Origin of the sequence: uncultured Metabacillus sp., from assembly GCF_947503125.1 — a bacterium.
GTDB lineage: Bacteria > Bacillota > Bacilli > Bacillales > Bacillaceae > Metabacillus.
This window is the reverse complement of sequence record NZ_CANNCR010000023.1, coordinates 35,001-47,345: the sequence shown is the minus strand read 5'-3', so window position 1 is coordinate 47,345 and position 12,345 is coordinate 35,001. Positions and strand designations below refer to the sequence as shown.

Here is a 12,345-nt window from a genome sequence, read left to right as displayed (position 1 = left end):
TATCCTTTTAATCTCCACATGGAGCTGGTTCTATTTCTATCTTTGGTGCCATGTCTTTATATGTATAGCCTTGTACATTCCCTACTCGCTTAAAGTATTTAAAAAATCGCTCATTTGGATGGCCTTTTTCTTTGTATTCATAGACAATTTTTTCGATTACTTCGACAATTTTCTCAGGTTCAATTCCTTCTGCAACAGGCAGACCTGGATGAGCGGTTCTCCCAACTGTTTTCGCACCTAAAAATAAATCAAATTTCCCTTTTCGAAAGATAATGCCAATGTCTTCATTAACAGCTCCAAAACATGCCATACCACAGCCGTTAAATCCTACCTTTAATTCTTTTGGCAAATCAAGACCGCTTAGTTTTTCATGAAGCTCTTCAGCATATGGAATCGAATCCTTTTTTTCACCCTCACAAAAATCACATGCTTTTAGTTGAAACACATCACCGATAGGTTCTAATAGAAACCCAACATCATCTAGTTTCTTTGTGATTAAGTCAGGATTACTTGTTGGAATTCTAAGTATGATTTGATGGTGTGGTGTATACTCCATTGAGCCTTCGTCTCCAACAACCTCTGCAAGTATCATCATTTGCTTTGGAGTAAACTTTTTATTGGCAATTCCAGGGCTTACAGCTAATTCAAAAATGGATGTAATAGGGTTATTAACTACCACTTGTTTTTGTTGAATTTGCTTATTGTTCGTGGATTTGTCGAAATTCTTCTCCACTTTTTGAAGTGCCTCTAGAGCGATTTGTAATGAGCTTCTCTCAGGGTTTTTTTCTTTCCATTTTTTGGGCTGCTGTACCATATCATTTTTCCCTTTATGGAGCGCCCAAGGCTCGTTTTCGTGTCTAAGTCGTTCATGAGGCTTTAATCGTTGCTCAGTTGAATTCAATGTATATTTTCGTTGATAACCACGAGGCGTGATCATTTTATTGTCATATAAAAAAGTTGTTGAATTACCGATAACAACAGTTGTAAGCATGCCGATGTCGTGATCTAGCATATGTTTAAGATCTGTGATGACAATATGTTGTCGATCACGGTATGCACTTTTTACAAGACCAACCGGAGTCGCGGGTGATCTGTAGTTTAAGAGAATTCGTTGTGCTTCTTGAATTTGTCTTGTACGCCTTCCGCTCTTAGGATTGTAAAGGGTGATAACAAAATCAGCTTGTGCCGCTGCATCTATCCTTTTTTCGATTAAATCCCATGGGGTTAAATGATCACTTAAGCTTATCGTACAAGCATCATGCATAATCGGTGCCCCTAACAAGGAAGCGCAGGAGTTAATAGCTGAAACACCTGGAATGACTTCAACACTAACACCTGTTGCTTCTTTCCAGCCTTTTTCAATCAGCACCTCGTATACAAGTCCAGCCATTCCATATACCCCAGCATCTCCGCTCGAAATAACTGCTACCGTTTTTCCTTCTTCTGCTAGATGAACGGCTGCTTGGGCACGGCTCACTTCTTCAGACATCCCTGTACTAATAATCTCTTGATCTATTAATAAATCTTTAATCAATTCTACGTAGGTTTTGTAACCAATAATACAATCGCTCTCTTGTATGGCATCTTGAGCCCTTTTCGTCATATGCTCAAAGCTTCCTGGGCCAAAACCGATAACAAGTAACTTTCCTAACAATGCATTTCCTCCTTACACTTTGCTTTTTTGTGGTTTATCTATACCGACGATCGACTTTGAATGTTCAGGTGCTACAAAATGCTCATGTTCATATGTGTAAATCACACTATCTTCTATGACTTTTCCATCAACCAGATGCCCTTGGACAATTTCTTTTGCTAATTCAGGAGTACCAGCTTTGTACCATACTCCTTCTGGATAGACTACAACTACACAAGCATCTTTACATCTCCCGTTACATCTCGTTCGAGTTGTATGAATTCTATTGTCCAAATCTAAGGCTGTAATCTCTTCTCTAATTGCCTGTGTAACTTCCTCGCCACCTTTTCTCATACAGCTGCTTCCGTTGCATATTAATACGTGATGCATTGTTTCGGTTAAATTCCAAGTTGTCATCTGAACACTTCCAATCTATTAAATATTTAGACTTTATTAACTGTTTAAAGAAGTAAAAAGTTTGTGAATCAGCTCAAAAAAAGTTAGACCTCAAATCCACCAAAGAGACTTACCAAGATAAGTGAACACCTTACAAAAGAAAATGAACAGAAAACTTTCCAAAACTTAAAAACTAAATAAAAGTGCACCCCTATATAGATAGAGGTGCACTAAAAAATAATGCTATGAATATAGCATTTTCTAATACACATCCACCTATATCCCCGTAGGTATCAGTTAAAAAGAAAAGGCAGGTCTCCTGACTAAGGTTCATTGCTTTATTACGTCTTCCCAATATAAATCAGTGACTATTTTGTAATAAAGCTCACCATTACAGTGGCGGGTACCGTGTCGGAATTTCACCGACTTCCCTCTTATGTTCAACAAAAGGTTGAAGTACACCTAATCTTTTAAAATATTTAATTGTTCATCTTAAATGTATTTGATTGCTATGAATAATATGTCCACTTTAATTATTCAAAAAAAAAACGCTCAGGTTCAACTGAGCGGAGAAAAGTAAAATGAAGGCATACCAAAAAAATCTATTTGGTTGCAATCATTTCACCTTCTCACCTCCCGAAGAAACTGAAATTTATAAACTAAGACAGGTCTCCTGACTTGTGTTTCAATCTACTTTAAGCCCTTCCCATATAACCACCAATTTAAGATGGTTATACAGTGGTATAACTTATTTCGTCAACACTTACAGTTGCGGGGACAGTTCCGGAATTTCACCAGATTCCCTATTAAGCCAACTTGGCATCTTAATTTATTGCTTTGTTAGATTTATTAAATTCGATAGATTATATAATAAAGTGTTATGTAAGATATTTCAACATATTATTGGTGAATAAGACAAAATTTACATGGCCGCTTCTTTTTCGTCATAAGCAATTAAAATAATATCAATAGATGATTAGTAAATTTAAAGAGTTTTGTTTTTTATGATAAAACTAAAAACGAAGCCTGATAAATTTAACCCCGTATTTGATTAAAGTACTGCTGAGATTGAATCTTTCCTTTTGAATACAGCCTTTTTTGTCAGTAAACTATTTAATTTTTGAGAACTTAGGAGCATTGCTGCTACAAAAACAACAATACAAAATGGGAAGATTCCTATTGTTGAATGAGTTGCAATGAAACCAAGAAGAGGCGGCATGAATGTAGTGCCAGTATAAGCAATTGCCATTTGATAGCCCATGATTGTCTGAGAATGTTTTTTCCCAAAACGTGTTGGCGTTTCATGCAACATACACGGAAATATCGGCGCTAATCCTAGTCCAACAATAATAAAACCTATAAGTGAGAAAATGGACGGCAATGGTAAAATTAGAATAACGGCACCAATTAATGCTATTATTTGTCCGAGCTGAATAAGAGTACGGTTCGTCATTTTAAAGGTAATAAAGCCTGTTATAAATCGACCAATTGTTATGCCTGCGTAATAAAAGGAAACCCACCCAGCTGCAGTTGCCGCACTTAATCCTTTGACATTTACCAAGAAGCTGCTTCCCCAAAGGCCCATTGTTGCTTCAACCCCGCAATAAAACAAGAAGGATGCAAGAGCAAGTTTAACTCCTTTAATTTGTAAAGGTTTTACATCTTCAGCATCTTCAGCATTTATTACACCTTTTGAATCTTCTGTTTCTTCAGTTAGAGTAAGATTGCTGTTTTTGGTCACTCTGTTCCATAAAGGCAAAGTGAAGAGAAGGATTACAACTAACGCAAACTGAATGCCAGAAATAACAAAATACCCATTTCTCCAAGAATTTCCCTCTGAAATAAACTGAGCCATTATGATAGGACCTAAAGTAGCTCCCACTCCCCAAAAACAATGTAACCAACTCATATGATGTGCCTTATAATGTGTAGCAACATAATCGTTTAATCCTGCATCAACAGCTCCTGCCCCTAATCCGAGTGGGATGGCACAAATAATTAACCAAATGATTGAAGGAGCAAAGTGAAATCCCAGCAATGCAGCAGCAGTCATTAGGACGCTGACAAATGTGACGTTGCCAGTGCCGAACCGTTTAAGAATCTTTCCGCTGGCTAAACTAGAGATAATTGTCCCACCTGCAATTGTCATAAAAAGGAATCCAGCAGTCTCGAGTGGAGCCCCATAGTCCGATTGCATCACCGGCCACGCTGCCCCCAGCAATGAATCAGGTAATCCTAAGCTGATAAAAGCCAAATAAATGATGATTAATAGAAATGTTGTCATATGAAACCTCACCTTTCATTCGTTTGTAGTCTAGTTCAAAACTTTGAAATCCATTTTAATAAAGCAGCTTCCATCTTGAGATCCCTCCTTTGTAATTGAACTTATTAAAGTTGTTTAAAAAGTATAGAAATAAAAACTTATTAAATTTTTTATTTAATAAGTTACTAGTATTTCAAACAGATTAATTGTTTATTCCATCGAGCATGAGGTCAAGGCACAGACTTTGCAGTCCAATTAAATAGTCTTGTTTCCAGTCACTCATTGCAAGCGCTGGGAGATGTTCTGAAGGAATATATTTTGAACTGCATATCTTAATTTTGTCTAATATTGCTTTTTCTACTTCATCATGACAAAAAATAATGGTATGAGGGTTAATGATCGCTGTAAACGCGGCAACTAATCTGCTAATTGCATCAATCTCATTATCCTCACGGAGCGTTCCTTTTCTTGAACCACTTCCGTTTTCTAATGCTTGCCGAAAATTTTGGTCATTATACTGCGGGACGAATGAAACCTCTCCTGAGAAAAAAGTACTTCCTCGTACAACATCTCCATTTATCATGATTCCTGCACCTGGACCATTTTGACCTGAATACAAATAGATAAGGGATTGTTTGTCTTTTATTCCTTTATTATTGTAATATCCAAGAACAGCAGCATTCATATCATTTTCTACAACGACAGGTATAGAAAAATGGTCCTCATAGTATCCTTTTACATCAAAATTTTGAAATTGCTCGTATCCTGGTATATAAAATATCCTGCCATTTTCAACCGAGCCAGGAACCCCAATTGCGATCGAACTGATTTTTGGGTAGCTAGATATTATGTTTTCAATACACGCAGTTAATAAATGTAAACCATCATCTATTAATACACTCGGCGCTTTTCCTTGTTCTTTTACTTCTCCCGCACAATTAAAAATGGTATAATTCGTCTCTGTTCTTTCTAAAAAGATTGCCAGACCTAACATATGCTCAGGATTATATGTATATCTTTTTGCTCTTCTTCCACCACTTGAATCATCTAAACCGACTAACATAATTTCCCCGTCCTTCTCCATCTGTGCCAGGAACTTACTTATCGTCGGGAAACTAATTCCTAATGTATCGCTGAGTTCAACTTTTGTTGCACTCCCAACTTTTAGAAGAGTTGTACGAATACCACGAAGGATCACCTTCTTCATGGATTTTGGAGTAGCCAATAGCTTATTCACTAGCTTCACCACCTAAAAAATAAACTTTTTAAAGGAGTTTAATAAGTTACGGTGTTACTATACCATATCCAATTTTTGAAAACAATAGTCTTTTAATGTCCTTAATACGTTAAAGAAAACTTGGCTGGCGCCAAGCCTTTAGGCGCAGTGCGACTGCCTAGTTGCACTTATACTTAATTCTTAAAATTTGCCACTACGTCGAATTTTCTCCTGCGCTGCAAATTTCTTTTCTTAACGTATAAAAAAACCAGCCTGCTGTGACAGCGAGGCTGGGCGAGGTTTTAACGAACATTCATATCATTTGGATGCGGACCTTTACGGCGGTCACGGTTGATTTGGTTAATTTCCGCCATTTCATCTGCCGTTAGTTCGAAATCAAAAACATTGAAGTTTTCTTCAATTCTTGATGGTGTGACAGATTTCGGAATAACAATTGTATTGTTTTGTAAATGCCAGCGTAATACAACCTGTGCCGGTGTTTTGCTGTGTGATGCAGCAATCTTTTTAATCACTTCGTCCTGCAGCACTTCTCCGCCTTGATCAAGAGGACTCCACGCTTCAACAAAGATATTATGTTTTGCGCAGAATTCTTTTAATTCCGATTGTGCAAGGTATGGATGGCACTCAACTTGGTTTAAGACAGGAACGACTTCACATTCCTTTAAGAGACGCTCTAAATGCTCAATTTCAAAGTTGCAAACGCCGATTGCTTTCACACGGCCATCATGGTAAAGCTTTTCTAATGCTTTATATGTATCAACATACTCATCAAATTGTGGTGTTGGCCAGTGAATTAAATAAAGATCCACATAATCCAGACCTAATCTCTCCAAGCTTTCATCGAAAGCACGCAATGTATTGTCATAGCCTTGGTCACTATTCCACACCTTTGTTGTAATGAATAATTGCTCGCGTGGAACAGAGGATTCTTTAATTGCTTTTCCTACACCAGCTTCGTTTTGATAGATCATCGCTGTGTCGATTGATGTGTAGCCAACCTCAATTGCCTTTTTAACTGCAGCGGTAGCCCCCTCATCAGGAACCTGCCATACTCCAAATCCAAGCTGCGGCATTTTTAATCCATTGTTCAAGGTTACATAATTCATTTTGCATGTCTCCTTTTATTAATATGATAAACAATCTAACCATACTAATATATATTTTATTAGTTGGTTTCATACTAGTAAGGTTAAATTGTTATTAATATGGTTAGTAAATTACTTTCTTTATCTTGTCGCATGTACTCGTATAGAAGGTTTGCGGACTAATCCGTAATAAGATAAGAAAGCAAATAGGCTTGATAAAAAGATAATAATGCCCATTGGCACTGCTGAATATTCTCCTGCTAAGCCGACAAGTGGAGCGGTTAAGGAGCCAAAGAAAAATGGCAATACCCCAAGAAGTGCAGAGGCGCTTCCGGCAATATGTCCTTGTGTTTCCATTGCTAATGAAAACGATGTTGTCGAAATTATCGAAATCGAACCTACGAAAAAGAAGACCGGAATCGCAAACAAGAACAGTGGTGCTTTTAGAAAAATGGCAACAAGCAATAAGGCTGCAGATGTATTAGCCATTATCAAACCAATTTTTAAAAAGTTTTTTTCGGAGATAACATCAGAAAGACGGCCAACTGCTTGGCTGCCGATAATTAACGCAATCCCATTTACGCCAAATAATAAACTAAATCCTTGTGGCGAAACACCGTAAATATTTTGATACACAAACGAAATACCTGATACGTAAGCAAAAATACCCGCTACAATAAACGCTTGTGTCAGTGTGTAGCCTGCAAATTGACGATCCTTTAACAGGGTTCCAAAATTCTTGACAACTTGTGGAAGGTTGCTTGGTATCCGGTTCTCCTGTGGCAATGTTTCTTCAAGCTTCCATACAACGGTCAATAATAGCACAAGACCAATGCAGCTTAAAACGATAAACACCCAGGTCCAATCTCCAAAAGCAAGGATTCCAGCTCCAGCGATTGGTGCCACAATCGGCCCAAGATTTCCGACTAACATTAATAAAGAAAAAAACTTTGTAAGCTCCCTGCCGCTATAAACATCTCGAACAATCGCTCGAGAAATGACAAGTCCTCCGGCTGCCGCAAAACCTTGCACAAAACGAGAAGCGATAAAGAAATAAATATTAGGTGCAATAGCACATGTTAATGATGCTAATAAATATAAGGTAAGGAAAATGAGCAATGGCTTACGCCGCCCTTGAACATCACTCATTGGTCCAATAAATAATTGTCCTAACCCAAGTCCTAAAAGACATGACGTTAAACTAATTTGAACCAGTGAAGCATTCGTATGATAATCTTCTACAATGGTAGGAAATGATGGCAAATACGTGTCGATCGTAAATGGACCTAAAAGTCCAAGTGATCCTAAAAGTAACGCAAGTTGTATTCGTTTCGCTCCTGTTAAATTTGTCACCGTTTTTTCTCGCCTTTCTGTCCATACAGACATTTTCTAGTAAACTACATAACTCTTCATCTATTATAGGTTTAACCGGTTAAAAGATAAACCATAACTAATGTATAGTTTATCTTTTTAATCAAGAACCAGTGTCAAAAAAGACACTCGTTCTTATTGTTTAGTCAAAATTATCTTCTTGGGAATCCTGGAAGATATTGCTTTGGCAATTCTGTTTCTTTAAGCAGGACGGTTGCAGCTTCCAATGTCCAGTACGGATTTCGTAACATCCCTCTTCCGACTGCAACTAAATCAGCCTCTTCATTTCCAATGACTGAGTTCGCGAGCGCTGGTTCATCAAGTCGTCCAACGGCAATGACTGGGATGTTTAGTTCTTGCTTAATGGCTCTTGCTAGTGGCACTTGGTAGGCAACATGTGTACCTGGTTTACCGGCAGCCGCAATCTGCCCTTCTCCGCCAGCACTGACATGAAACATATCGACGCCTGCTTTTTGATACACTTTAGAAAACTCAATGCTTTCTTCAATGCCATATCCGCCTTCTACATATTCTCTTGCAGAAATACGCATAATTAACGGCATGTCACCAGGCATTTCACTTTTTGCTGCTTCGATGATTTCCACGCCAAATTTTGTTCGCTCTTTTCCGTACTCATCTGTTCGTTTATTTGTATAAGCTGAATGGAATTGGTGAATCAAGTAGCCATGTGCACCATGGAGCTCGATCACATCCACCCCTGCTTTTACGGCGCGACGGATAGCTAAACGGAATTTTTCGACCATTTCTTTTACTTCATCTGTGGAAAGCTCTCTCGGTGTTTTTGAGTTTTTATCAAAAGGAATTGCCGATGGTGCCACTGGGACTTCAGCATCTTCTGCTTTTCGGCCGGCGTGCGCAATTTGGATCCCCACTTTCGCTCCATGCTCATGACAAGCATCGACAATTCGTTTTAAAGCCGGGATTTGCTCATCTGACCATAAGCCTAAATCATAATCGGAAATACGGCCATCAGGTTCAACATCCGTCATTTCGATAATTATTAAACCTGCACCTCCAATGGCGCGACTTACATAATGGACGTAATGCCAATCTGTGGCAATCCCATCTTTATTGGTGACAGAGTACTGACACATTGGCGGCATCACGACGCGATTTTTTAATTCTAAACCTTTAAGCGTATAAGGGCTAAATAAATGTTCCATGAATAAAACTCCTTTTTTCATTGCATTGTAATGAGCACATTTTGAAGGTTTTCATTCACAATTCTGTCAGCCTAGGAAAAAGAAACTTCAGGTTGTAAATGTATGTGCATGCATACAAATTAGCATATGGGAAATCACATCGTCAAATGAAATGCATTACTTAACAAAAATGGGATATAAAGATATCCCTTATTGTTGAATATGACGCATAATAATGCCCTTTAGTTCTGCCTGAATGTCTTCATCAGCAAACGCCTGTTCAAGTGTTTCTTGAAATGTAACGAGCGCTTTTTTTAGCTTTTCCTCCCCTTCTTTTGTCAAGGAGGTATAAATTGCTCTGCGGTCGTCTACACAATGATGGCGTTTTAAGGCACCACAGCCCTTTGCTTCAAATCTGCTGACAAGGCGCGACATGGCACTTTGACTTAAGCCAACCATTGTTTGCAGCTGCTGCAGCTTTAATTTTTTCTCAGGAACCTCTGATAAAAATAATAGCACATAAAATTCCTTTACCGATAATTGATGCTTTTCTTGAAGGATCGTTTCTAATTGATCCGTAATTTTTGCTTGGATGTGTGTAAATGATAACCAGCTTGAGATCAGTTGATTTGATTGATTTGCTTCCATTTATAGCCACCTATTCTAGGTCTTTCTAATTTTCATGAATCATAGCGATTTGCTAATTAAACTGTCACTAAAACCTGATGTTGTTCTTTTATATTATCAAGTCGTTTTAGGGATCGTCAAATCATTCAATTTTCGGTGTTAAGCAATTCGTTGCTATTTTTGAAAAGTGCTTAGATGTTACCATCCTATCTGTTCTTCCATGTTTTAGTTAAGGCAGGTATTCCTCTCAATTTAGCACGAGGTGGAACAGGTATTCTAATCTTAAATACCAATCAGCTAAGGTGTCACGTTTTAACTCTTAAGTGGTTCATATATGATACAAGAGGATCTGCCATTCGCCAGATCCCCCCTTCTATTAATGAGCGGATTCTATATGATCAACATGTTGAACATGCTTATAATTGACCCAAATAAAGACTACTGAAATAAGTACGAACACTGCACCAACAATGAAAGGTACACTTGGGTTGTATATTTCAGCAAGTTTACCTGCCGTAAATGGGGCAATTGCTCCACCAATGAAACGAAGGAAACTGTAAGCAGCAGATGCTGTAGATCGTTCGACAGGTGCAGCATTCATAACGGCAGTCGTAATTAACGTATTGTTATTTCCTAATAATGCACCAGCGAGAATGACCGAAGCAATAACCACCCATTGTGTCGAGGTCCAAATCCCCATTGCGCCTAAGAGTACAGCAAATAAGATCAACATAAGACTCATCGATTTTATTGTTCCAAACCATTCCCCGAGCTTTGGTGCCATGAAAACAGAGGTCACGGCTAGTAAAATCCCCCAACCAAGGAACACAAATCCTAAACCATGCTCATCTAATCCCATAACGAAGGGAGCGTAAGCCAATAAAGTAAAAAATCCAAAGTTATATAAAGCAGCTGCAATCCCAAAAACCAAAAGAGAACGGTGTTTTAATGCCCTGAACGGATCCATTAGAGATGTTTTCGATTTTACCGATTTTCCAACGGAAGATTTAGGCATAAGAATGTAAAGTCCAATAAAGGCAATAACCATTAATGTCGCAACACCTAGAAACGGACCTCTCCATGACATGGCTCCCAACCAGCCGCCAAGCAATGGTCCAACGGAAATTCCTAGTCCTATTGCTGCCTCATACAAAATAATCGCTTGAGCGGTTCCACTAGTTGAAAGAGATACGATAGCTGCCAAAGCCGTAGCAACGAACAGTGCGTTTCCAAGACCCCATCCACCACGAAGCCCAACAAGTGACCAGATGTCGCTTGAAAATCCCCCAAGTGCTGAAAATATCGCAATAATGACAATACCAGCAAGCAAAGTCCATTTAATTCCAATTCTAGAAGAAATCATGCCGGTTATTAACATCGCAACCGCCATGACAGCATTATAGCTGGTAAAAAGCAGGGTTACTTGTGTATGTGTTGCATCTAATTGCTCAGCAATGGCATGCAAAATTGGATCCACGAGGCCAAGCCCCATAAAAGCAATAATGCAAGCGAAAAAGACTGCCCATACTGCCTTTGGCTGCTGAAGAAGACCTCCTTCTTCAGGAATCGATGGTTTTGTCTTGCTTATAAAAGTTGAAGCGTTTTGAGTAGTTGATGACATTTATTTCTCTCCTTTATAAATCTATTTTTCTGAGAATCGATTCGATTCCAATGATTACAATCACTTAATTCGTAAATAATTCCATTTCTGTCATTACGCAATGAAACGGTTGCCCAAAATTTTTCAATGCCAGAGTGTACAGGACCTCTTTATAACCTTGGCTCAGAATAGTGGTTACGGTATAGACTATTTTTTAGTTAGATGACGATTATTTCTGTAAAAAACAAAGCGAAAGTAATTGTATGATACAACCATTTAATTGTATCATACAACTATATGGTTGTAAAATTCAATGTGAAACGTAACTAAATTGACAATCGAATATAGTAGGTTATCATGAATATAGAGAGCAATTTTAAGGTGGTAAAGAAATGAATAATCAACATTCACTGGAAACAATAGAGCTGGAAATGGCCGTCTTGGTTCGCCGTCTCACAACGATTACCTCGGATAAAAAAAATTGGCCATTGGACCGATCTGCCTATCTTTTATTACATCAACTTTACATTGATGGTTCTTCAGGAGTTAAATTTTTGGCCGATGAATTTCAATTGGATATATCTACTGTAAGCAGGCAAGCTGCAGCCCTCGAGCAAAAAGGATATGTGATCAAAGTTCCAGACCCAACAGATGGAAGAGCTTATTTTTATCAGATTACAGATTCGGGAACAAAGGTATTATTGGAAAATAAGCAAGCTCGATTGGATCGATTAACAGAAGTTCTAAACGAATGGTCTGATGAGGAATGTGAAAGTTTCGGAGAGCTGTTAAAAAAATTTAACGAATCGTCCATGAGAAAAAAATGAAATTAGCTTTTATTACTTTTGGTATACTCCTTATTAATTGTTAAATATGTTTAAAAGAACAACAAGCAGAAAAAATAGAGGATCATATAGGTAAGAGGCATGCCAGAAAATTTTACACTTTTGGCACAGCCTCTATAGAATGT

10 protein-coding genes and 2 riboswitches are annotated in these 12,345 nt (G+C 38.1%); of the genes, 1 reads left to right on the top strand and 9 read right to left on the bottom strand.

The window, feature by feature from the left end:
* Positions 1–7: 7 nt before the first annotated feature.
* The 9 genes from cobJ to Q1B07_RS15405 all read right to left on the bottom strand — a co-directional run bounded on the left by cobJ (position 8) and on the right by Q1B07_RS15405 (position 11,396).
* The gene (gene cobJ, locus Q1B07_RS15445) at positions 8–1,654 is read right to left on the bottom strand and encodes a precorrin-3B C(17)-methyltransferase (protein ID WP_299091592.1); all 1,647 of its coding nucleotides are present in this window, start codon (positions 1,652–1,654) and stop codon (positions 8–10) included.
* A 12-nt stretch (positions 1,655–1,666) separates the two neighbouring features.
* Positions 1,667–2,050: a (2Fe-2S) ferredoxin domain-containing protein gene (locus tag Q1B07_RS15440; protein ID WP_299091589.1), complete on the bottom strand. Its 384-nt coding sequence runs from the start codon at positions 2,048–2,050 to the stop codon at positions 1,667–1,669.
* A gap of 270 nt (positions 2,051–2,320) precedes the next feature.
* Positions 2,321–2,510, bottom strand: a riboswitch (cobalamin riboswitch).
* A gap of 164 nt (positions 2,511–2,674) precedes the next feature.
* Positions 2,675–2,871, bottom strand: a riboswitch (cobalamin riboswitch).
* A gap of 209 nt (positions 2,872–3,080) precedes the next feature.
* Positions 3,081–4,313 (bottom strand): sugar MFS transporter, encoded by a 1,233-nt coding sequence (locus tag Q1B07_RS15435; protein WP_299091587.1) that lies wholly within the window; start codon positions 4,311–4,313, stop codon positions 3,081–3,083.
* A 181-nt stretch (positions 4,314–4,494) separates the two neighbouring features.
* A complete protein-coding gene (locus Q1B07_RS15430) occupies positions 4,495–5,529 on the bottom strand; it encodes an ROK family transcriptional regulator (protein ID WP_299091584.1) in 1,035 nt (344 codons plus the stop codon).
* Positions 5,530–5,810: 281 nt separating this feature from the next.
* Positions 5,811–6,635, bottom strand: coding sequence for an aldo/keto reductase (locus Q1B07_RS15425; RefSeq protein ID WP_299091581.1), 825 nt, complete (start codon positions 6,633–6,635; stop codon positions 5,811–5,813).
* A 120-nt stretch (positions 6,636–6,755) separates the two neighbouring features.
* A complete protein-coding gene (locus tag Q1B07_RS15420; protein ID WP_299091579.1) occupies positions 6,756–7,967 on the bottom strand; it encodes a multidrug effflux MFS transporter in 1,212 nt (403 codons plus the stop codon).
* 170 nt (positions 7,968–8,137) lie between these two features.
* On the bottom strand, positions 8,138–9,169 hold the full coding sequence (locus Q1B07_RS15415) for an NADH:flavin oxidoreductase/NADH oxidase (RefSeq protein ID WP_299091576.1): 1,032 nt from the start codon (positions 9,167–9,169) through the stop codon (positions 8,138–8,140).
* Positions 9,170–9,358: 189 nt separating this feature from the next.
* On the bottom strand, positions 9,359–9,796 hold the full coding sequence (locus Q1B07_RS15410) for a MarR family transcriptional regulator (protein ID WP_299091573.1): 438 nt from the start codon (positions 9,794–9,796) through the stop codon (positions 9,359–9,361).
* A 355-nt stretch (positions 9,797–10,151) separates the two neighbouring features.
* On the bottom strand, positions 10,152–11,396 hold the full coding sequence (locus tag Q1B07_RS15405; protein ID WP_299091571.1) for an MFS transporter: 1,245 nt from the start codon (positions 11,394–11,396) through the stop codon (positions 10,152–10,154).
* A gap of 371 nt (positions 11,397–11,767) precedes the next feature.
* Between Q1B07_RS15405 and Q1B07_RS15400 the strand changes: the two genes are divergently transcribed.
* On the top strand, positions 11,768–12,202 hold the full coding sequence (locus Q1B07_RS15400) for a MarR family transcriptional regulator (protein WP_299091568.1): 435 nt from the start codon (positions 11,768–11,770) through the stop codon (positions 12,200–12,202).
* Positions 12,203–12,345 lie beyond the last annotated feature (143 nt).

What these genes read in the sequence shown, in the direction of transcription:
- Q1B07_RS15405 (WP_299091571.1), bottom strand. Translation starts at nt 11,396, where the DNA reads ATGTCATCAACTACTCAAAACGCTTCAACTTTTATAAGCAAGACAAAA.
- Q1B07_RS15415 (WP_299091576.1), bottom strand. Translation starts at nt 9,169, where the DNA reads ATGGAACATTTATTTAGCCCTTATACGCTTAAAGGTTTAGAATTAAAA.
- Q1B07_RS15400 (WP_299091568.1), top strand. Translation starts at nt 11,768, where the DNA reads ATGAATAATCAACATTCACTGGAAACAATAGAGCTGGAAATGGCCGTC.
- Q1B07_RS15425 (WP_299091581.1), bottom strand. Translation starts at nt 6,635, where the DNA reads ATGAATTATGTAACCTTGAACAATGGATTAAAAATGCCGCAGCTTGGA.
- Q1B07_RS15440 (WP_299091589.1), bottom strand. Translation starts at nt 2,050, where the DNA reads ATGACAACTTGGAATTTAACCGAAACAATGCATCACGTATTAATATGC.
- Q1B07_RS15410 (WP_299091573.1), bottom strand. Translation starts at nt 9,796, where the DNA reads ATGGAAGCAAATCAATCAAATCAACTGATCTCAAGCTGGTTATCATTT.
- Q1B07_RS15435 (WP_299091587.1), bottom strand. Translation starts at nt 4,313, where the DNA reads ATGACAACATTTCTATTAATCATCATTTATTTGGCTTTTATCAGCTTA.